This is a genomic window from Stieleria marina (assembly GCA_007741555.1).
In the GTDB taxonomy this organism is placed as follows: domain Bacteria; phylum Planctomycetota; class Planctomycetia; order Pirellulales; family Pirellulaceae; genus K23-9.
The window spans coordinates 1,454,560-1,477,133 of the sequence record CP036526.1 but is presented as its reverse complement, the minus strand read 5'-3'; the positions used below and the strand labels follow the sequence as shown (position 1 = coordinate 1,477,133).

Genomic DNA, 22,574 nt, shown 5'->3' with positions numbered 1-22,574 from the left:
GAACAGTAACGCCCTTATGGACGAAACGATTACACGATCGCTGTTCGTTGGACTCGTCGGCGAAGAACTACAAGAAGTACTCGATGCGTTTGAATCACGCAGTTTCCAAGCTGGTGAGACGATCGTCAAAATGGGCGACGAAGGCGACGAGCTGTTCCTAATCGTGACCGGGAAGGTTCGCGTCTGGACGGGCGACGGACCGGCATCGAACGAGCGAACGCTGAGCGTGATGGGACCAGGCGAACACTTCGGTGAAGCGTCCATGATTTCTGGCAAACCGCGTAGCGCGACCGTGACCGCGCTGACCTATTTGGATACTTTGGTTCTGCGCCGCGAAGGCTACCAACGGCTACTCCCCAAGCATCCCGAATTGCTGCACAACATCAGTCGATCGCTCACCCGGCGACTGACCACGATGAACACCTTTACGAATCAGAAAGGCAATGCCAAACGCGGTATTCACTCGTTGGCGATTCTGGTCGACACCGATCAGGGCTGGGCGCTGGGCGCGGCAATGCTGGGACAGCTTCGTCGGCAGGGTATGATTCTTCATCCTCTCATCGTGTCTGACGGTGAACTGCCGTTCGACGCGAAAGAGATCGACAACGACGCGATCCTGGTTTCGAGCGATGAACTTGCCATAAAGGTTGCCCAGCACGCGGGCGATATTTCACTGGCCGTGGCGATCGCCTACGGCCAGACATCGATTCAAGCGGCCGCCAAAGAATGCGACCGTGTGATTCTGGCGATCGACGATCCAAAACGATTGTCCGGCGCGATCGGCAAGGTAGTCGAATTGATCCCATTGCACCGACGCCCGATTGTTGCGATTGTTCACCCATCGGATCAGGACGGTTCGCCTCCGGAACTGATACAAAGCGATCAGTTTCGCTGCATGCGAGTGTCGTTTTCCCGCAGTGAACGCCGCAAGCCTCACGAAGTTCAACTGGACCAGCCCGGCGTCGTCCGGGTCGCTCGATACTTGTCAGGTGTCCGAATTGGGCTGGCCCTGGGCGGAGGAGGCGCACGCGGGATCGCGCACGTGGGAGTGACCCAAGTGTTTGCTGAGCACGGAATCGTGTTTGATTCCATTGCAGCGACCAGTGCAGGAGCCATCGTGGGCGGCGCGTTGGCAGCCGGTTACACCCCGCAAGCTGTCGGGCAGTTTTTTCGCGACGATATGATTCCGCCGCGAATCTTTGCCAGTCGCCCCGCGTTGCGACGCGCCCATTTGCTGCACAGTTTTCGCGGCGGTAGATTCGAGAAAAAGTTACGGCGTTATCTCCACCAACTTGCGTTTGGGCACATGGATTTGCCACTGGCAATTACGACGCTGGATTTGATCAGCGGTGTGCAATTGATTCGCAGGCAAGGCGACGTTGTGCATTCGATTTTGCAAAGCATCAATCATCCTGTTTTTGGCAGCCCCATCATTCACGGCAAAGAAATGCTGGTCGACGGGGGAGTTCTGATGAACGTCCCTGCATCAGTACTGCGTGAAGAAGGATGTGACTTTGTGATTTCGATCGATGTGGGATCCACGTTGGCAACTGATTTTGCGACCGGCAAAAACGGCAAGTTGTACAAACCCAGCTATCTGTCAACTTTGCTCCGCACCATGGAATTGAGCCGCCGACACTCCAGCGAACTGCATGCTTTGGACAGTGATATGATTGTTGTCCCCGAAACGCAGGATTTTCGCATCGAAGATTTTCACGCAGTCGATCCCTTGATTGAAGCTGGGATTGCCGCCGGTGAAAAATCATACACCGACGTGATCAAACTGATCGAAAGCGTTACTCCGATGGTGGCGCCGTAGAACAATGTACCGCAGAAGCCTGCCCGAATTTTTCTGCCTCGGTTTCGCAGCGTATTGCCAAGGAACGGTTGATCACAGCGAATAACTAACTCGGCAAAGTCGCCTTCTACCATCCATGACGCTCCGCAAAATTGACTTCCATGACTGACCCGAAGAAAAAGTCCCATGATGCCGATGCGTACTTGGTCGACAAGATTCGGCAAGGCGATTCGGAAGCTTGGCAGTCGTTGATTGACCGATATGAAGGCCGGCTTCTGGCCTACACCGACAGCCGAATCCGCAATCGTGCGTCAAGTGAAGATATTGTCCAAGAAGCATTTGTGGGTTTTTTGATTAGCCTGCCTAACTACGACGGATCCCGTCCGCTGGAGAGCTATCTCTTTTCCATCTGTGCCTACAAACTGACCGACCATTTGCGTCGCGAAGGCCGGCGTCCAACGATCCAGATGCATGGGCGCGCGAGTTCAAACGGTGGCGATATCGAACCGCCGGGAGTTGGCCGTGGCGCAAGTTCGATCGTCCGCAGTGTCGAACGCAAACGAATTGAAGAAGAAGCCATTCAAGCGGCTCTGGCCGAACAGGTCGATCGGTGGAAACGCAACGGTGACTGGCAAAAACTGCGTGCCATTGAGATGATCTTCGTCCGCGGAGTGGCCAATAAAGACGTGGCAACTCACTGCAATCTGACGGAACAGCAAGTCGCCAATTATAAGAGCGATTTTCAAATTCGATTGCGTTCCATTGTCAAACGAATGGAGTTGGACGAAAGCGTTTTTCCAGAACTTGCTTCTTAACGTTCGATCGACGGTCTACAGATCGTTCATTTCTTCGTAAAGCATTTTGATTGCCTTGCGTTCTTCTTCGATAGCAGCTTCGTACTGCCGAATTCGTTGCTTGCGATCCCGCAAGTTTTTTTTGACCTCCGCCCACTTTTCAGCCTTACGGTCTGCGTCAGCTTGAAAGGGATCGACGAATGCGATGACCTTTGCCTGGTTGTACGTGCAACTGGCTCTGGCATCGACGGCCCAGTGTTCTTTGTTGTTTCTGTCGATCAACGCGACAGCGTCAATTTCATTCCAGCCAGCGGATCGTTTGCAGTCAACATAAATGCGAATCCGGTCAATCGTGACGTCGCTGGACAGGGCGAATTTACTGGTCCCCATCGCCGCACTGGCAGGCGTGGGATCAGTTCCTTTCCAGAGAACGATTTCCTTGGCGTCGACGAATCCAGTGATTTGATAGACCGCACCGGGAGAGCAGTTTTCGTAGATGTGAATCTCCGTTGCCACAATCGCTTCGCCAAAATCAACTTCGGCCCAGACCTTTCCATCATCGATTTTGCCCGGCGCCCAGGCGGTGATTTGGTCGCCAGGTTGCAGCGTATCGGGCCGACCGATCATTTGTTTAGCGTCCCAATGAGGAACGTTTTTCAATGGCGCGACGTTCGGGGGAACAGCGACTTCACCGGCAATGTTGGTTTGCCAGATGTACCAATGCGGATACACGTAGACCCAGTGTCCGGCAGGTAAGTCTTTGTGCTGGAAGTAAGACTTACCGGCCCAGTTGCCAAAATCTTGAAACGCGCCATAGCTCTTCCAATCAGTTTCGACCTTCAGTTTCGCCAACAGGTTGGTGTACTTACCATCAACGCTCGCCTTCTGCTGGGCTTCATCGTCTGGCAATGGGTCGGGCGGAAACTGCTTCTGAACCACCGCATCGATTAAGCGGACCTTGTCAGTTCCTAGCCAATGCGTTGGTCGATCGCTGTAGTCCTGAGACTGAATCAGCAATTCGGGCTTGCCAAGTTCACTTATGCGCTGACTGAGCACGCGGCCAATCGCCCACTTCTGATTGGGTTTGGCCAAGACGAACTGACCGAACTTGTATTGGAGAATTTGCTTTTGCTTGGCCGCGCCAGTCAGAATCGGATCGCGGCGCGTCGTCGCCAATTGAAACTCCTCTGGAAGCTGATGCGACGCAAAACCGCTTCGCTGTCGTTCAAAAAAACGCATCGCCTCTTTCACTTCGACGGCCGTTTCACCTAGCGTGACCGCTCCATCGACATTCACGTCGCTCAGGGGATGCCCGCTTAGAGCTTCGACCAAGCTTAGCGTGAAGGTCCAGTTGCTCGTCGATAGATTATCGACACCCGCCGACGACAGGCTGGCGGCACGAAAACCGCTTTCGCCCAGTTGTTTGGCGACATCCTGCAGCTTGCCCGAGTAACAACAGTCTGCGAACAGCAAGACATTGTCACCGCCAAAATTTGACTTGATTGACTCAGCCAAACGATCATGACACCAACCAGTCTGAGCCATTTGCTGTGTATCGATATCGAAGCAGGCAAAAACTCCTTTCCCGTCGTGCGTCATGCCGTGGCCGGCGTAGTAGATGATCAATGTCGAATCTTCGCCGGCCCTTTTTGCAACCGACGTGACGGCAGTCTCGATTGCATCGCGTGTCGCGGCTTGATCAAGCAATACCGTGACATTTTCGGCGGGAACCCCGATCGCTGCCAACTGTTGCTGTAGTGCCACGTCTTGGCGTCGTTCAGCCGGGTACTCGGTCAGCGATTTTTCCTGCCACGTCAGTACGCCCACGATCACAGCATAGGTTTGGCCTGGAATTAGTTTGCCGACTTCATCGCTGTTGGCGCTAGTACAGACGGTCAGCACGAGCCACAAACAGACAAACAATCTCATCGATCGACGCTCCTGAATCGGAAGGGACGACTTCGATGATAGCCGACTGACAAATGACTTGCGATTATTTGAACCACAGTGAGTCAACGGCACAAAAAAACTACCTCGACTGGCATCCTGCCTAACCGAGGTAGTTTTGGTTCGCAAGTGGTTTGTCAACGAAATCGTTCGTGTGACAGCATTGCGTCTTAAGCTTCTACGAGTTTCAGATCGATCTGATTATCACCGGACGCCACTTCAAACTCTTTAGGTTCGAGTGAAATTTCGCCCGGTGGTTTTCCGCCGCGTCGTGGAGGACGTTTCAATCCAGGATCACCTGGTTGTGCCTTTGCAATCTCGAAGCGAATGCGGTGCTTTCCGAGCAATGCTCCGGGTTGCCCCGGCAAGTAAAACATCTCGAACTTTCCCGTTTCATCCGAAAGCGCAAGCGAAGGACGGCCGCCTTCGATGGGAATGAACTCGATGCTGCCGTTCTTCACGGGTTCACCGTCAAACGTCAGTACACCTGTAACAGCGGCAAGCTCAGGACCGCTGGGTCCACAGCCTGCAACCGCGATCAGTGACAACCCGGCAAGCAGAACGCTCAGTTTCTTTTTGGCGGTGAATAAGGTTGTTGGTGGAGAGTAAATCATGGTTCAGCTATTCCTCTTATCGATGGGCAAATGAGTTTTTGGTTGTGGGCGTCGATTAATAGTCTTGGTCGAAAACGAAGCTGTCGTCGCGACCGTTCAGAGCCGTGAAAATATTGTCAAAGTCAATACTGTCACTGACAAACCGGACTGAACCATCTCCCATCAGGAACTGCACTCCACCCACGTGCTGCGATCGAAATCCGTTGTGCAACGTGTGTTCGCGGTTTTGAGTCCAGTTGCCGGAGAACAAACTATTGTTGGGATAGCGCGGCACGGTAACGTTGGCCGTCATGCCATACCACGATCCCCATTCAAACCAAGCCGTACGTGCGGCCCACATGCCACCGGGTCCGCGTCCAGGCCGAGTGTCTTCGCGTGTGCCGTCGAAATGAACCATCTCGGCACCGTGTTCGCCAACAGCAAGCGTGTTGGTAAGTCCGTCGGTGATACTTGAAAATCGCCTGCGTCGAAATTGATTGTTGTTGATCGCAAGAAAACCGTTGTCCTGCAACCATCCCCACGACCAAGTTGCTTTGTTGGCATAGTACCGATCCCAAGAGAATGTCGTGGATCCCGGCGGGTTGTAGTAGCCTACGCTGGCAACATAGTCCGGAATCTGAACATCGTAGGTGTCCGGAGACCCAAATGCTTTGGTCGCTTCACTCGCCTCGTGAATCCGTTGCTTTGGCAAAGCACTGGAGGGACAGTTGTAAGAGGGCACTTTGGTTTGCGACATGATTTCCCAATTCTCATTGGCAGTCGATGTCGTGTCCGCAAAATCGGTCCCGACTCCGAATTTCAATCGATTGAATACATGCCCTTGTTCGATCTGAGGCAAAATTGCGACCATCCATGACGGGCCGCTCACCCAGGCTTGCCCGGAAACGGGTTTCTTTTTGGTTCCCTGATTGGCCGGCAACTGCCGAAAGGTGTCGTGGTAGTTGTGAATCGCTAGTCCCATCTGTTTTAGGTTGTTGGAACACTGCATCCGACGAGCCGCTTCGCGAGCTGATTGAACAGCTGGTAGAAGCAACCCAACTAGGATGCCGATGATTGCGATGACAACGAGCAGTTCGACAAGTGTGAAACCTTGCGTCTTGCTCTGCCGCCCAGCATCTTGTCGTCGTGTGTTGCACGATTGGCTAGATGGAGCCGATAGGTTTCTTGTTCGTGAATCCATTGGAGGTCTGCGCTTACGCTTGATGTTGGAGTTGGATCTGCCACTCTTTCAGTAATCTCCATTGACCACTGTTTGCAGATCGCAGTTGGTACATCGGCTTTGCACGCAGCGTTCCAAACCGCGCAAACTGGTTCTCGAAGTGCTCCGAACCTCGATGTGCTCGGTCGGCTTTTGGTAAGACTCCAGCGCCTTAGCCAGCTTGCGCGGCTAGGCTTCCAACCCGAGTGGCATCTGAACTTTTTGCTTGAATCGTTTCAAGATTCTTTTTGGCGATGCCGACCGATCCCCCACCCGCAGTATTAGACGCGACTACGATTCAAGCAGCCTGCCGAGCAAGTTGCACAAGTGTTGCGCATCGCACGACTCCAAGCAGATCTGTTCGATCGCAACGGCGACCTAGAATGCGAAAACGCACTTTGCGATGGAAAACTTGACCGTAATCCACCGCACTGGCGATCAAAGAAGGCAGTACTCGTGGCGTGTCGGTGTGCTGAAAAACACGCCCACCGCGTTTGCTTGATTCCTGAGCAGGCCACAAGCACCCGCGTGAATCTGCGGAGTGCCGCTACACAGAGGCTAAATCGCTTACTTGGATTTGCCTTTGGCTTCGATTTTTCCCCAAGAGTCACGAAGCGGAACGATTCGATTGAACACCAACTTGCCATCCGTACTGTCGGAATCCACGACATAGTAGCCCAGGCGTTCAAACTGAACTCGGTCGCCTACGTTTGCCGTTGAAAGCTCTGGTTCGACATAAGCAGTGAGAACATTAAGCGAGTCAGGATTCATGTGATCCAGAAACGTTTTGCCGTCATCGTTTGAATCCGGGTTCTCTGCGGTAAACAATCGGTCGTAATTTCGCACCTCGACTTCTGCAGCGTGGTCGGCGCTGACCCAGTGGATGGTCCCTTTGACTTTGCGACCCGATGTATCTTCGCCGCTTCTTGTTTCGGGATCATACGTGCATAGGATTTCGGTAATGTTTCCATCGTCATCCTTGACCACATCGGTGCAGTCGACGATGTATCCGGCACGAAGCCGAACGGCCCCGCCTTTCTTCAGGCGAAAGAACTTGCGGGGAGCTTCTTCGCGAAAATCATCGCGTTCGATCCAAAGGTTGCCCGAAAACGGGATTTGGCGCGAACCGGCGTCTTCATTGCCCTGAATGTTGACGGCTTCATTGGTGTCGACTTTATCCTTGGGCCAATTTGTGATCGTTAGCTTGACGGGATTGAGCACCGCCATGCGCCGCGGAGCCACTTGGTTTAAGTGATTGCGAATTGCGTTTTCCAACCTCACAAAATCAATCGTGCTATTGAATTTGGCCACGCCAACGTCGGCGCAGAAATCGCGAATCGACTCGGGCGTGTAGCCCCGTCTTCGCAAACCGCTAATGGTTGGCATGCGAGGATCATCCCATCCGTTGACGTGATTTTCCTTGACCAACTGCAACAGCTTTCGCTTGCTCATCACCGTGTAGTTGATATTCAACCTTGCGAATTCGATCTGTCGCGGGTGATGAATTTCCAGCGATTTGCAGAACCAATCGTAAAGCGGGCGATGGTGCTCGAATTCCAGCGTGCAAATCGAAAACGAAATATTTTCCATCGAATCACTTTGCCCATGTGCCCAATCGTACATCGGGTACATGCACCATTTGTCACCAGTACGATGATGGTGCGCCCGCAAAATCCGGTACATCACGGGATCTCGCATGTTGAAATTGGGCGACGCCATATCGATTTTGGCACGCAGAGTCCGCGATCCGTCCTCGAACTCGCCGGCTTTCATGCGGCGAAAGAGATCAAGATTTTCCTCCGCCGAACGGTCTCGATGAGGGCTATTTTTTCCCGGCTCCGTCAGCGTCCCGCGGTACTCGCGAGTTTCTTCGGGCGTAAGATCACACACGTAGGCGTGACCGCCCTGGATTAGTTGCTCTGCCCAATCGTAGAGATGGTCAAAATAGTCGCTGGCAAAGTGCAGATTGTCCCACTCAAATCCCAACCAACGGACGTCTTCTTTGATCGATTCGACGTACTCGGTTTCCTCTTTGGACGGGTTCGTGTCATCGAATCGTAGATTGCAAGTACCGCCATAAGTCTTGGCGAGCCCAAAATTCAAGCAAATGCTTTTTGCGTGACCAATGTGCAGATAACCATTGGGCTCGGGCGGAAACCGCGTAAAGACCCCGGACGCTTTGCCAGCGGCCAAATCGGCTTCGATGGCTTGTTCGATGAAATGCTTGGAGGGACGTTTTTCGGACGACTCACTCATGGCGATGGGCTCCGTGCCTTGGCAGGCTGTGCAAAAGTTAGTGGTTCGGTAGCAGAGAGCTTACCGAAAGTCAGAAAGTTCACGTAGGCCGCGTTGCTGGAGCAATTTCCAAGCCAAAATGTCAGCCGGCGGCCACTCCGAACGCTGCTGGTTGCCAGTAGGTTCTGCCCAAAATGATCTCGCAGCGACGAACTAGGCAGAACGGGCGTCTAGAACGGGCCGATGCGAGCCCGCGGCAACTGCCACGATCCGGCTGACGCCGAATCGTTGATCGAAATAGCGAGCCGCAGGGACTATTTCGCTGCGGTTTGCTGTGGCTCCGGCTGAGCCGGCGTGGACTCGTCGACTACCGGAGCAACCTGCACAGAGCGGATGAAATTGATCAAGTGCCAGACGTCGTCTTCCTCAAACTGCCCTTCAACAAAGGTAGCTGCCGGCATCGGTGATCCGGCAATTCCAGCCACGATGCGACGATAAAGATCTTCTGCTTTTGCACCGCCACGGAAGACGCCTTCGGCAAAGTTTCGCGGCTTGGCGTTCAACGGCGGCAATGCCCCGCGAGCCAACAGTGGGACCAAGCTATCCATGTCTTCGGGTTTTAGACCGACACGCGTGGTCCAATCTTTGGTCCAGTCGTCGTAGTCATTGGTCGTACCGTCGCCGAGCCCCTTTTCTCCGTGGCATTTGCTACAGGAAGCGATTTTGCCGACGAACAATTTTTGGCCTCGCTCGATTGACTTTTTCATCGCGTCCGCCTGATCGCCATTTTTTAATTCGACGAACTCCGCATACGAGTTAGCAACAGGAATGTCGGCGGGCGGCTCGGGAACTTCGATGATCTCGTCTTCAGCTTCCAACCAGGCGTCGGCCGTATCTAAAACGATGTCCTCGGCAGCTTCCCACGACTCCAAGCAAAAGTCGATTTGCTCCAGCATTTCTTCGGCCCGTTCTGACCAAGTCGGTGGTACTGCTTCCTTGTCATCGGCGTCGTCTTCGTCCGAATCATCCATGTCGACCGGCGGCGTTGCCTTGTACTTTGATTCATAGGTCGTCACCAATGACTTCAGATCGTTCAGCTCTTGCGCCACGGTTTGGCCTGGAACAATCCACTGGGCCATTTCTTTGATGTCGCGAAAATCATCGAAGACGTCTTCGTCGATTTCCTGATTGTCGATCACCAAATCCTCTGGCGCGAATTCCGGAGCTTCGTAGTCTTCAGGTACTTCGCCTTTTGCGGATCGCTGCTTGGCTTCTGCCTTGATCCAGCCAAAGAGCTGATAGTCCAACACGCGATCACCTGATTCAAGATCCAAGTCCTGACTGGCGTAATCGATCAGGGAGCGTTCCAGTTCGCCACGAATCGAAAGGTACACCACGTAGTCAGCGAGTGCTTCGACATCATCGTCCTTCAATTCGGGAATCTTCTTCATTGCCGTCCCGTCGATTCCATTGGCAATCAGATGCACCATATCGGCGCGCGTCGGCTTGGCACTTCGCGAAGTCGATTTGAATTTGAACACACCCATTCGATAGTCACGTGGGTACGGATTCAGGATTGCCGAAGTCGTCCCGCGACCGTTGCCGGTGATTCCGTGGCAAGTTGCACAGTACTGGCGATACAAACCGCGGCCTTCCGCAAAAGGGCCGGCAGCTTGATCCAGACGCTCCAACGAAACCAAATCGCCGTAGTCTTCCTCGTCAGTGATCACCTTGGGCAACTTTGGCTCATCCGGCGTTCCAAACATCTTGTCGACGACCCAATTGGCGTCTTGGAGTGCTTGGTCGTACGAGACATCGTCTTTGATCTGGTATTTCATCGCGTGAACCATGTTCGGTTCAAACGCAGCCGGTTTGGGTTCTCCCTGGGAGCACCCCACAAACAAAACGAGTCCGCCAACAAGGCACGTCAGCGAGCAGAAACGAAAACGGGTAGCGGGGGAAGCGTTTGGCTTGAGCATAGTTTTTCCGGCGAAAACAAGTCGATTTGATCAACTGCATTATCTGCAAGATCAACACGCTGAACAGGCAGAAAAGTGCACCTTGGGACGCTTTGGCGCGCGTCAGTTTGTCGCGGCGTGAACGATCGCGGCATCAATGCGTGCGATCACTTTCTCTTTACCGAGAACGGCCAGCGTTTCAAACATCCCAAATCCCGCGGGCACGCCAGTCGTTGCGATTCGTAAAGCGTGAATGATCTGTTTTAACTCGATCGACTCACCTTCGCAAAAATCCTTGATATGTGTCTCGCAGGCTGCCGCGTCAAAATCGGTTACGTCGGCGAAGTGCTTTGCCAATTTGCCTAGCAAATCACAGGCATCATCGGGTTTGAGAATTCGTTTTTTGAAAGCTTTTTCGTTGTAGGCCACTTCATCGGTGAAGCAATAATCGAAGTCGATGATATCGCCAGCCATCTTCAGTCGGTCGCCAGCTCCGTCGACCACAGCGACCAATTTGGCAGTGCCGTCCTCATCGGACAAATAGCCTGCTTTTTGCGCAAATGGCGTCACGGCAGCAAGTTTGTCGTCGGCGCTGAGCGCTGCGAACGCATCGGCCTGAAACGACAGCAGTTTTTGCGGATCAAACGATGCGGGCGAGCTGTTGACTCGCTCTAGCTTGAACAGCTCGATCATTTCAGCCACCGTAAACTTTTCTCGCTCGCCATCAAGCGACCAGCCTAGCAGCAGCAAGTAATTCAAAATCGCCTCGGGCAAGAATCCGATCTCGCGATAGAAGTCGACGATCACCGGATTGAATGTATCTGCCTCGGTCGTGAGCCCGCATCGTTCGGCAATCGCTCGCCCATGAGCCAACAAATCTGCGAAGTCTTTGTTCTTTTCGTATTTAGCTAGTTTGCGTTTGCTTAACTTTGCCGTCCCACTGGGCTCTGCGACGTACGGCAAATGAGCGTACTGCGGTCGGTCATAGCCGAGCGATTCCAAGATAAAAATCTGCCGTGGCGTGTTGGGCAAGTGTTCTTCGGCGCGAACGACGTGCGTGATTTCCATATCTCCGTCATCGACAACGGTGGCCAAGTGATACAGACAGCTTCCATCGCCGCGTTGAATGACATGGTCGGCTTCGGAAGCCCACTGGACTCGCACTTCACCGCGGACAAGGTCATCGATGACACATTCGCCGTCGCGTGGCATCTTCAAACGCACGACCGCCGACCGCCCTTCGGCTTCGAATGCCGCTGCCGCTGCGTCGTCGACTGCCATCCACTTGCGATCGTAAACAAATGGTTCGCCCGCTGCCTTGGCTGCTTCCCGCTGCGCCGCGAATTCATCGGGCGTGCAATAGTCGCGGTAAGCGTGACCACTTGCGAGCAGCTTTGCGGCGGCGTCTTTGTGGGCGTCAGCCCGCTGCGACTGGAAGTAAGGAGCGTGCGGCCCCTCCACACCAGGCCCTTCGTCCCAATCCATTCCCAGAAAGCGGAAGCCGTCCAAAATCGGCTCGATCGCTTCGGCAACGTTTCGTTCGGCGTCTGTGTCGTCGATCCGCAGGACGAACTGGCCACCGGTCCGCTTGGCGAGCAACCAATTAAAAAGAGCTGTACGGACGCCGCCAATGTGGAGGTAACCGGTAGGACTGGGTGCGAAACGAGTGCGAATCATGGTTGCTCAGGGGGTAACGACGTCGTGGTGGGAGGCCGGAAGAATACCCGATGCCCCCGCCGAAGTTGAGCAGGCTCCTTTTTTGATCAAGTGGCTCCATCGAATTGTTTGAAGCCCCGCTGATCAAGAGGATCGTCGCATTTGCAAAGCCCCTGCATCGCCAGGGCCCGATGCACGATTGACCAGTTTCGGGGCCTGTTTTGCAGTCGCTCGCTCGATACTTGCTCGATACCAACACTCGGTCCGCTTTGGCACGGCGACAAACACCAGTTGGTGATATCCACCAGCTGAGGGGCAGCGTTAGGCGGCGCGGCCTTGTCGCTTGATTTTCTTTCGAAGCCGTCGACGCTCTGATTTACTGAGCGAATCCCAATCGATTTCATCTTCGTCGATATAGTCGTCTTGTGAAGCAGCGGCATCTTGGCCGCCGGATTGCCGTGCTGCCGACGATAGCGGAGACGATTCGGCAAATTCTTCATCCTGCTGCTGATCGTCAGACTGCTCGTCTTCCGCAGCGTCAGTGGCATCAACAGGCTTCTTTTTCTTTCGCCAAGACAGACCGAATCGGCGTTTCTTGGGCGCTGCTTGTTCATCTTCCTGATTCGTATCGACGGATTCTTCGCTGTCCTCTTGGACCGAATCATCATCTTCGGATTCGTTTAGCTCCGTCGGGTCCAATCGAAGTCCAAATCGGCGTTTCTTTTTCCGGCTCCGAGGCGCTGGCTCGGTGGCTTCGGCTGGTTCCTCTTCATCGGTCTCTTCGTCCGTCCGGGCCGCATCCTCCCTGGCGGCTCGCAAACCAAACCAACGACGTTTTTTACGCAGCGGCTTCACATCGTTGTCTGCGTTGACTTCGGATTCGTCTGTTTCGTCGGAATCATCGGCTGGCTCGCCGGCGTCGGCGTCAACGTCGCGATCGGATTGCCAAGGATCAGCGGCGGTTTCGCCTGCAAACATTCGGCGCCGGAGATTCCCCATCCGCTGCGTAAATGTCTCGGTTTCGACGATTCCGCGGACGTCGCGATAGAGCATTCGCAAGTAGCCGCCGACTGCCAAGAACAGGGCGGTGTAGCCAAGCAGGGGTGCGGCCGTAACGAGCACCCAACGGTTAATTGTTTCGATTTCCAAAAGCTGCCACTTGGTCGCTTCGGGGAGCGCGAGCAAACCGCAGGCGATTGCAATGAATGCCAGCGCCCACCGAGAACGTCGCAATTCCGCGATCATGCGGATGGCCAAAACCACACCGCCGACGCCCAAGAAAATCCGGAGCCAGTCGTAGCCCGAAAAAGCGACTCGTTTTCCCACCAGCGCGTCCAGCAGTGATCCGCACCACGAGACAGCCGAAACGAGTGTATTGATACTGGCAAGCAATAGCACCACGATGACGATTCGCCACAGTCGGTAGTGTCCGGCATAGTCGTCATTGCGGTGACGGCGCAGTTGATAAATCAGCAGCGAAGCACCCGATGAGGCAGCCAAGATGGCGCAAGTGAACCATCGCCCAAAACTATCGGCACGATCCAATCGCAACGGCCGCGCGATGTCGGGTTGATAGACCAGCGAAGGCCAAGTGACCGCTGCGTAATGTGCAAAAGTAAGCAGCAGGGCAGTCAATGCGATGCAGCTGGAGGCGATGGCAAGCGACGATCGGGAGACGGGCACGAGCGAAAACCAGCGACCGCGCAGGCGCCGCTGGACTTTGGCTCCATACGCTTTGACCGGCTGACGGGCTTCGCGCAGTTTCTCCTTCGCTCGGCGGCTGGCTGCCGTCGGGCGTGACGAACTGGCGTTTTGAGCCGAGTAAAGTACTCGGCGTCGCCGTCCTGTCGTGGTGCGTCGTTCGGGAGGCATCCTTGCCAAATGGTTTGCGTTTTTGGTCCGCGCTCTCGCCGCGGTACGATGCGGCAAGCTCTGTAGATACGGAAATCCCAGTATCGGGGTCAACCGAGCTGCCCAGTGCCTTCCCGCTGCCAGTGCCTTCGCGACAAAAGCGTTGCTGATTCCGCGTTTCGCCAGAAAAACGACGTCCAGCGTGCTCGACAGCCTTGGGTCGGCGTCCGGCGCAAGCAATCAGCTTTCCCCTCTGGACCACTCAGCAGCTAGCAAATCACCCTCAAAAGTCGCGTTCATATGGCCTCGGGAATCTCACCCAATCTTTAAAAGACAGTTAGTCTGACCGCTCAACTGCGAACCCTCCGCCCGTTTTTGCGTGTCGAGACTACTGCCAACCGCCGAGGTTTTCGGTGTTTGGCCGCCGCTAGATGCGGACTTCTGTTTGCGCCGGATTTGTGAGGCGCCTAAAATAATGTTCTACCTGACTGGCCACACGTGCTACCGCGTTCAATAAGGCAGAGGGATCTAAACGCAATGTCACAAAGCTTGCTTGAAACGAATGTCCTAGTTCTCAATCGTTTTTACATGGCGATCCGCGTCATCAATGTGCGTCGCGCGTTGACACTGTTGTATCGCGAATGCGCAGAAGTGATCGCAAATGAAAACGGCCAATTCGTCAGTTACGATTTCGACACTTGGTGCGAACTGAGCAAATTGGCTTCGCTGGAAAAGCAGCCTGGCGAAGACTACATCCGTGCGGTGGGATTTGAATTGCAGGTGCCACGCATCGCGCGGTTGACTCGGTTTGATCGGATGCCGATGCAGACCGTGCGATTCAACCGCAAAAACTTGTTCGCACGCGATGACCATCAATGTCAGTACTGTGGAAAAGTCCAGGCGACTCACAAGCTTAGCTTGGACCACGTGGTACCTCGGTCTCACGGTGGCCCAACCACTTGGGAAAACATCGTGTGCTGCTGTTTGCGATGCAACAGTCGCAAGGGTGGGCGTACGCCCAAGCAGGCCAGGATGGATCTGTTGCGTGTCCCCGAAAAACCTCGCGTGAATCCGATGCTGGTTCAGTCAGCCGAAGACCCGCGTTACGAATGCTGGAAGACTTTTTTGCCAACCATTTAGTGTTAGCCCGCGGCGTGTTCTGAATGGTTGAGTGCGCGGTCGCTGATACGCCGAGGCCTAACCAGACAGCATGCCATGGCTGTGAACGCTTTCCGGCATGAAAGCCTTCACGCAAAAATAAAAAAAGCCCGTCGCGTTTAAAATCGCGGCGGGCTTTTTCGTTATCAGTATCAACTGACACGAATCAATCGTCTGCCAATGGCTCTTTCTTTTCAGTGATGACTTCACACTCTTCGGACTTCGTTGCGTTCAGTTCCGTATAGCTCTTCCATTCCTCGGGCACGTTGTCTTCGTGGAAGATCGCTTCGACGGGACATTCGGGAACGCACGCTTCACAGTCGATGCATTCTTCGGGGTGGATGTACAGCATCTGATCGCCTTCGTAGAAACACTCCACGGGGCAGACCACTACGCAGTCGGTGTATTTGCATCCCGAGCATGGCTCGGCTACGACGTGAGTCATGATTTAGACCTTTCTCAAAAACGCTCCAAGGGAAGGTTTGCGATCGACAGGGAGCCAAACGATGACAGCTTCTTTTCGCAAACACACTGCCTTGAATATATCGGTCGACCAAGTGGCCGACTAAACCTCAAACATCCTGATTGTTACGTCTTAACATTGATTGGGCGAGCGGCCTGGGTCGTTTGCGAGGCCGTTTCTTGGCCTTGAATCCGTTTTTTTTAGCTCGGCGGCCTTTGTTGAGAACGTGTCGCAATTGCAGGGCGTTCTCTGAGCCAACGAGAGCGTTTTTGCCCCACGTTCTGCAAACGGTCGCCATGCGTCATTCTGCGATGATTGAAATATACTTCCGTGGTGCCCAAACTTCCTTGCTACGCCCGCTTCCTGAGTGACTGAGCTGTCTAAGTGACCCAATCTGAATCGAACAATGACCAATCGGCCGACAACCAGGAAAGTTCATCACTGGATATTCCGGTCGAATTGCGATTGAAACCCAATCGACAATTCCCTTTTCTCGCGCGACATCCCTGGGTGCATGCTCATGCGTTGGCAGAAAACGGTCATGATTTGACCTGTGGACAAGTCGTTGATGTGATTGACCATGACGGTAATTGGGTCGGTCGCGGAGTGGTTAATCCGCAAAGTCGCCTGCGGGTTCGCCTTTACGGTTTCGATCAGTCGGTCACGATTGACGACGATCTGTGGCGATGTCGCATCGATGCAGCCATCGCCCGACGACGTATGCACAGCGAATTTGAAGCGACCGGCGCCGAACGCCTGATGTTCAGCGAGTCTGATTTGCTAAGCGGATTGATCGTTGATCGCTACGCGGATTGCCTCAGTATCCAGTTCACCGCTGGCGGTTTGCTAAGGTGGAAAGAACCGATCCTGGAACACTTAAAATCCGCGGTCTCCGCCCAGCACATCATGGTTCGCGTGGACCCCAAAACGGCCAAACACGAAGGAATCGAGCCGATTGAAGAGTGGTATCAAGACAACGCACCCGATACTGCCATCCACTACCAGCTCAACGGATTGCAACTGTCAGTCGACTTGCGTGCCGGCCAAAAAACAGGCGGTTATCTCGACCAGCGGCTAAACCATGTTGCCGCTGCTAAGTACTTCAAAGACAAAAATGTACTGGACGTGTGCTGCTACACCGGTGGTTTTGGGTTGGTCGCCGCCAAACACGGCGCGGCGTCGATCACGGGAGTCGATAGCAGCCAGCCAGCACTTGATTCCGCTGCGGCGACCGCAGCTGCCAACGGAATCACGAACCTGCAGCTGGTCAAAGAAGACTGTTTTGATGCGTTAAAACGCCTGGGCGACGCCGGGGACAAATTTGACGCGATCATCCTGGATCCACCACGTTTTGCCGGATCGCGCCACCAAATCGACTCGGCCATGCGAGCCTACCGACGTCTCAATTCGCTGGCAGTGGACCTTTTGACGCCGGGGGGAATCCTGGTGACTTGCAGTTGTTCAGGACGCGTTTCGCGAGCCGAATTTTTGAACATGCTATTGGACGTGGGACGTCGTCGGCGGCGTGATTTGATCATCATGGAGAGCCTCGGGCCTGCACCAGACCACCCTGTGGCGGTTTCGTGCCCGGAGAGCAACTATCTGAAATGCATCATCGCGCAGGTTAACTAAGGGCTGGGTCGACTGACGGCTGGGCCGACTGAGAGCGGGGTTATCTGGTGTTCCCGTTAATTGATGGGTTTGCCCAGCCAAGGCGTTTTGACTGCCAGCACACGCTCGGTATCCTGCAATCCGCACCCTGCAATTGGGAGGCAGGCTGTTTGGTACAGGCGGTTTAATTTGACCGATAAACCACTAAGTCGGAATTTTGCCAGCTAGCCTGAGCAGGATGTGGCAGACTTTGGTCGCCAAGGTGCTTATACTCAGGTGACTGTTTCTGCGGCGGCTTCTCCAAAAACGCTGAAGGCCGACAGGTCCTTTCTCATCATGCAAACCCTTTCAGGTCTGGGTGTCTCATGTCGACAGCCGTGACGCTTAAAATTCTGCACGGCGCCGACCGTGGTAAAGTTTACGATGAACTCACGCCTCCGCTAACGGTTGGTCGTGAAGAAGGCAATGACATCCAGCTGAACGACGAACGAGTCAGCCGTTGTCATTTCAAGCTACAGCGCGACAACGACCGCTTGGTGCTTACCGATTTGGACAGCACCAACGGTACGAAAGTCAACGGAACCGAGTGCCAGTTAAAAATCCTTCGCTGCGGTGATTTGATCGCAGTCGGCCGGAGTTTGATGTTGGTCGGCAGCGAAGAAGAGATCGCGGCTCGACTTGCGGCGCTGGGCACGGATAACCCGACTCTGTCACGCGACATATCGTCTTCGGATAGTTCGATCGCCTTGGTATTGGAAAACGAACCCAAGTCACCGTTTCCTGCCGAGATTCTTCAGCTGAATGAAGTGCCTTCAATTCCGGACAACTTGAGCCCGGGACAGAAAGCTCAGTTCTGCGAAGTGCTGGACTATCTGCAATCGCGACTGCACCGCTTGATCGAATCTGCTCGCAATGAAGATGGAAAGAGTGACGTCAGCTTGAAACTGGATGCGTGGCAACGCCTACTAGACGCCCAAGCTCGCTTGGCCAGCATGGCACGCGAAGTCGCTGACCCTGATTGGTCCAAGTGACCCTGATTGGTCCAATCAATCCTGCACAACCAGATTCGCCTTCGACCAAGCTTGATTCCAACACGGCTGAATCAAGCTCGCGGATGATATTGCTGATGCACTTTCTTAAGCCGTGAGTGTTCGACGTGCGTATAGATTTGCGTGGTCTGGATACTGGCGTGACCTAACATCTCTTGGACTTGTCGCAAATCGGCACCGCCAGCCAACAAGTGCGTTGCAAAACTGTGACGCAAACTGTGGGGACTGATCGTGTCATCGATGCCGGCTTTTCGCGCGTAGTGTTTTACCAATCGCCACAGCTGAACTCGGTCCAAAGCCCGTCCGCCACGCGACAGAAAAAGCGTCTCGACGGGATGCGGATTCTTTTCGGCCAATTCCCCACGAAGTTCTTCCAGGTAGCGATTGATCGCGGCGATCGCTTGACTTCCGATCGGCACCATCCGTTGCTTGCCGCCTTTGCCTTCACAACGAAGGTGTCGTTCTTCGAGAGAAAGGTCACGCGTCCGCAAATTACAGACTTCCGATGCACGGCATCCGGTCGCGTACAACACTTCCAACATCGCGATATCGCGTTGCCAAAACCGGTCGGATTTTCGGGGGGCTGAAAGAAACTGGTCGATCTGCCGCCGCGTCAAAACTCCAGGAACACGTTGCCACATCTTTTGCGTGGCAAGTAATTCGGCGGGGTTTTCGGTGACCACGCCTTCGAGCTGTAAGTATTTAAAAAAAGTACGAACGGCCACGATATTGCGTGCGACCGACGCCGGAGCCAGGCCTTCTTCTTGAAGCGATTCGATGAAGCGTCCCAGGTCTTTGACCTTCAGTTTGCTCAACGGCCGTTTCTCCAACCACGCGACAAAGCGATTCATATCGCGTCCGTACGCGGAAATCGTATTGGCCGCCAAATGGCATTCCCCGCGCAAATAGCTCAAAAAATCCTCGCAAATCGACTCCATCGCCGGGCCCGTCTTGGTCGCCGGGCCGGCTTTCTGCAGCATCTGCAATTTGGTGGGTCGTTTCGCCAAGGGGGGCTCACAGCGTGATGAGGAGGAGAATGGAGAGGCAGAAATGTCCTGGCTGCGAATCGCCTTGGTTTCTATGCTGTCTATCGCTTCGTATCCTGTTGATCGACCTCGAAGCGATTTTGCCCTGAACATTTACTTCAAGAGATAAAACATGAACGTCATGGTTGTCGGCGGTGCCGGTTACATCGGTTCTCACGCAGTGCGACTCCTATTGGACGCCGGGCACGGTGTCACCGTTTATGACAACCTCTCCCGAGGCCATGCGTCGGCGGTTCCCGATGGAATGCTGGTCCACGGCGAATTATCGGACCGCGCAAAAGTCGTCGCGACTTTGCGGGAGAAAAAAATCGACGCGGTTATGCACTTCGCAGCGTTTGCTTTGGTCAACGAATCCGTCAACGATCCAGCGATCTATTACCGCAACAATGTCGTCGACGCGATTGAGTTGCTCGACGCGATGCGCGAAGCGGACGTCAAGAAGATTGTGTTTAGCAGCACCACGGCTACTTACGGCGAACCCGACATTGTTCCCATTGCCGAAACCACTTTGCAGCAACCTATCAATCCGTATGGTTTTACCAAGCTCGTTTTTGAAAATGCGCTAGCCGACTACGCCAAAGCCTACGGGTTCGCCTACGCAGCGCTTCGCTACTTCAACGCCGCCGGCGCTCGACCGGATGGGTCGATTGGCGAAGACCACGATCCCGAATCACACATCATTCCGATCGTCTTGCAAGTTGCACTCGGCCAACGTGACAAGATCACCATCTTTGGTGACGACTACGCCACTCCCGACGGCACCTGTGTTCGCGACTACATCCATGTCGACGACCTCGGCGCTGCTCACTTGCTGGCCTTGGACAAACTCGAAAGCGGCAAAGGGCTGTGTGTGAATCTGGGAACGGGACGGGGCACCAGTGTTCGCGAAATTGTGGAAGCCTGCCGCGAAGTCACGGGTCACGCGATTCCCGAAGTAATGGGGGAGCGACGCGAAGGTGATCCGCCTAAGTTGATCGCCGATGCGACGCTGGCCGGCCAACTGCTTGGCTGGAAACCGCAGTACATGGATGCTCGTTCGATCATCGAAACCGCCTGGAACTGGCATCGGAATCATCCGAACGGTTACGCAACAAAAGCCGTTTGATCCGACGAAACAAGCGGGAAATCAAAGTTGGGTACTTTATACTCGGCTAGTGCGTTCGAATACGTGAAGACGTCGCTTTCGTTGAGTTTTCTTGGATACCCCATGCGTTTATTTTCTAGCCTGGCCATTGCCGTTGCATGCTGCGTGATCACACACGCAGCGGAACTCTCGTCGCGTGAAAAGTCGATCGTCGCGTCGGTCAACACCAGCGTCAAAAACGCTGGCGCCGACTACGCAGCGGGCAAATTCGACTCGGCCGGGCAGCACGTTCGTTCGGCCATGAACAAAATCGACGTCGGAATGAAAGCGGGTTCCGCCGACTTGTACGAGGCGCTCGCCCCCGCGATGAAACGAATTTCCAAGGCGCATGCCATGTTGGATTTCGAGGGCGTTTCGCTTCCGCCGTTTCGTCGCCCCAAAATGCCGGCGGCAAGCACGATGAAGTCCAGTGCTGAATCACCGCAACCTGATTCTCCCCTCGCTGGTTCGCCGGGACTCAGTCAAGAGGGAATCAGTTTTACCAAACAAGTTGCTCCGATTCTGACCGCGCGCTGTGGTCGTTGTCACATCGAAGGATCCAAAGGCCAATTCAACCTGGGCACCTTCGCCAGTCTGATGAAGGGTCCTCCCGAAGGAGTCGTCGTTTTCGCGGGCGATACGGTGGCCAGCCGCTTGATCCAAACCATCGTCACGGGCGATATGCCACGCGGCGGAGGGAAAGTGACTCCACCAGAGTTGGCGATCTTGAATGGCTGGATCATCCAGGGAGCCAAGTTTGACGGCGCAGACCCGACTGCTTCGATCGCCAGCGGCATGACACCCGCACCGGCTGCTGAAAATCCACGCGCCGAAGTTAAACGTGCGACGGGAAATGAAACCGTCAGTTTCGCCCGCGATGTGGCTCCAATATTGGTAGGCAATTGCAACGGCTGTCATATCAATGCGATGCAAGTGCGTGGCGGCTTGCGCATGGATAGCTTCAATCAAATTTTCCGCGGCGGTGACAGTGGTGAAATCATCGTGCCCGGCAAATCAGCCGACAGCTTATTGATCAAAAAGATCAAAGGAATGGGAATCGAAGGCGAACGAATGCCCGCTGGCGGACGCCCCGCGCTTTCCGACGCCGATATCACCCTGATTTCGACTTGGATCGACGAGGGAGCCACTCTCGATGGTGCCAGTGAAACGCAACCGATCTCGGTCATGGCGCAATTGGCTTGGGCGGCAAATGCTTCGGCAGCCGAAATGAGTAGCAAACGTCAAAGCCTTGCCAGCGAAAATCTTGCCCTCGTGGCCAATGCCACCAACCCCGTTAGTGTTGTCGTCACCGATCACTTCTACGTCACCGGCACGTCCTCGAAAGCAACTCTGGAAACGGTAGGGGCAGCGGCCGAACAGAAAATGAAGGACGTCCAGTCGGTCGTAAGTGGAAAACCCGGCGAAGATTTTTTCCACGGGAGAGCCAGCATTTTTGTTCTACCGCAACGTTACGACTACAGTGAGTTTGCCAAGATGGTCGAACAGCGAAGCGTCCCCACGTCTTGGACCAGCCACTGGAAATTCAATGGAGTAGACGCGTACGTCGCGGTTGTCGCGTCGGACCGCGAGGAAGAGGACACGATTTCCGACCGACTGCTTTCGCCGATCGCCTCGCTGGCCGTTGCGACACGCGGCAATGACGTGCCACGCTGGTTTGCCGAAGGCGTCGGGACAGCCGTGGATTTGCGAGGCTCGTCACAGGACCGCATCGCCAAGTCGCAACGGGAGGCCGAGATAAGAGAAGCGGTGGCCGCGTGCAAAGATGCCAAGGGATTCCTCGGTGGTAAACTGAGCCCGGTTCACACCGATCGAATGGGAGCTGCCATGGTGGCGACTTTGATGGACCGCCAGAACCGAAAGCGATTTGACGCCTGCCTGCAAGCTCTGGACTCAGGAAAACCGTTCAATGCTGCCTTCGCTGCAGCCTTTCAGTCTCCCGTAAACACCTGGGTCAACAATTGGCTGAACTGGGCCAAGGGATCTTAATCGACAGATGCTGATGCTTAGCATTCTAATGAGCACAGCGTTCTAACGACGTCGTCGCGGTGGACT

At 54.5% G+C, this 22,574-nt stretch carries 16 protein-coding genes; 7 read left to right on the top strand and 9 right to left on the bottom strand.

Annotated elements, in window-relative coordinates:
• Positions 1–16: 16 nt before the first annotated feature.
• On the top strand, positions 17–1,819 hold the full coding sequence (locus K239x_RS05190; RefSeq protein ID WP_145416631.1) for a patatin-like phospholipase family protein: 1,803 nt from the start codon (positions 17–19) through the stop codon (positions 1,817–1,819).
• A 140-nt stretch (positions 1,820–1,959) separates the two neighbouring features.
• Positions 1,960–2,613 (top strand): RNA polymerase sigma factor, encoded by a 654-nt coding sequence (locus K239x_RS05185; RefSeq protein WP_145416629.1) that lies wholly within the window; start codon positions 1,960–1,962, stop codon positions 2,611–2,613.
• A 15-nt stretch (positions 2,614–2,628) separates the two neighbouring features.
• On the opposite strand, the gene K239x_RS05180 is transcribed toward K239x_RS05185, so the two are convergent.
• From K239x_RS05180 to K239x_RS05145, 7 genes are all read right to left on the bottom strand, one after another.
• Complete coding sequence (locus K239x_RS05180) at positions 2,629–4,521, bottom strand: caspase family protein (RefSeq protein WP_145416627.1); 1,893 nt, start codon at positions 4,519–4,521, stop codon at positions 2,629–2,631.
• 188 nt (positions 4,522–4,709) lie between these two features.
• Entirely contained in the window at positions 4,710–5,153 is a 444-nt protein-coding gene (locus tag K239x_RS05175) for a carboxypeptidase regulatory-like domain-containing protein (RefSeq protein ID WP_145416625.1), read from the bottom strand.
• Between the two features lie 55 nt (positions 5,154–5,208).
• Complete coding sequence (locus K239x_RS05170) at positions 5,209–6,333, bottom strand: DUF1559 domain-containing protein (RefSeq protein ID WP_145416622.1); 1,125 nt, start codon at positions 6,331–6,333, stop codon at positions 5,209–5,211.
• Between the two features lie 585 nt (positions 6,334–6,918).
• Positions 6,919–8,607: a glutamine--tRNA ligase/YqeY domain fusion protein gene (locus K239x_RS05165; protein ID WP_145416620.1), complete on the bottom strand. Its 1,689-nt coding sequence runs from the start codon at positions 8,605–8,607 to the stop codon at positions 6,919–6,921.
• A gap of 293 nt (positions 8,608–8,900) precedes the next feature.
• Positions 8,901–10,565 carry a cytochrome c gene (locus K239x_RS28290; RefSeq protein ID WP_419189697.1) on the bottom strand — a complete coding sequence of 555 codons (1,665 nt, stop codon included), beginning with the start codon at positions 10,563–10,565 and terminating at the stop codon, positions 8,901–8,903.
• A 102-nt stretch (positions 10,566–10,667) separates the two neighbouring features.
• Positions 10,668–12,221, bottom strand: coding sequence for a glutamate--tRNA ligase (gene gltX / locus K239x_RS05150; protein ID WP_145416618.1), 1,554 nt, complete (start codon positions 12,219–12,221; stop codon positions 10,668–10,670).
• Between the two features lie 300 nt (positions 12,222–12,521).
• Entirely contained in the window at positions 12,522–14,291 is a 1,770-nt protein-coding gene (locus K239x_RS05145) for a hypothetical protein (RefSeq protein WP_145416615.1), read from the bottom strand.
• Between the two features lie 297 nt (positions 14,292–14,588).
• On the opposite strand from K239x_RS05145, the gene K239x_RS05140 reads away from it, so the two are divergent.
• On the top strand, positions 14,589–15,191 hold the full coding sequence (locus K239x_RS05140) for an HNH endonuclease (protein ID WP_145416613.1): 603 nt from the start codon (positions 14,589–14,591) through the stop codon (positions 15,189–15,191).
• Positions 15,192–15,375: 184 nt separating this feature from the next.
• Here K239x_RS05140 and K239x_RS05135 read toward each other — a convergent pair whose 3' ends face one another.
• Complete coding sequence (locus K239x_RS05135) at positions 15,376–15,654, bottom strand: ferredoxin family protein (protein ID WP_145416611.1); 279 nt, start codon at positions 15,652–15,654, stop codon at positions 15,376–15,378.
• Positions 15,655–16,056: 402 nt separating this feature from the next.
• Here K239x_RS05135 and K239x_RS05130 point away from each other — a divergent pair, with 402 nt between their 5' ends.
• Positions 16,057–17,304, top strand: coding sequence for a class I SAM-dependent rRNA methyltransferase (locus K239x_RS05130; protein WP_419189696.1), 1,248 nt, complete (start codon positions 16,057–16,059; stop codon positions 17,302–17,304).
• Positions 17,305–17,648: 344 nt separating this feature from the next.
• A complete protein-coding gene (locus tag K239x_RS05125; RefSeq protein ID WP_145416609.1) occupies positions 17,649–18,314 on the top strand; it encodes an FHA domain-containing protein in 666 nt (221 codons plus the stop codon).
• Between the two features lie 71 nt (positions 18,315–18,385).
• On the opposite strand, the gene xerD is transcribed toward K239x_RS05125, so the two are convergent.
• The gene (xerD, locus tag K239x_RS05120) at positions 18,386–19,339 is read right to left on the bottom strand and encodes a site-specific tyrosine recombinase XerD (protein ID WP_145416607.1); all 954 of its coding nucleotides are present in this window, start codon (positions 19,337–19,339) and stop codon (positions 18,386–18,388) included.
• A 151-nt stretch (positions 19,340–19,490) separates the two neighbouring features.
• Between xerD and galE the strand changes: the two genes are divergently transcribed.
• Together galE and K239x_RS05110 are read left to right on the top strand one after the other, a co-directional pair.
• Positions 19,491–20,483 carry a UDP-glucose 4-epimerase GalE gene (gene galE, locus K239x_RS05115; RefSeq protein ID WP_145416606.1) on the top strand — a complete coding sequence of 331 codons (993 nt, stop codon included), beginning with the start codon at positions 19,491–19,493 and terminating at the stop codon, positions 20,481–20,483.
• A gap of 102 nt (positions 20,484–20,585) precedes the next feature.
• On the top strand, positions 20,586–22,508 hold the full coding sequence (locus K239x_RS05110; RefSeq protein WP_145416604.1) for a c-type cytochrome domain-containing protein: 1,923 nt from the start codon (positions 20,586–20,588) through the stop codon (positions 22,506–22,508).
• Positions 22,509–22,574: the final 66 nt, after the last annotated feature.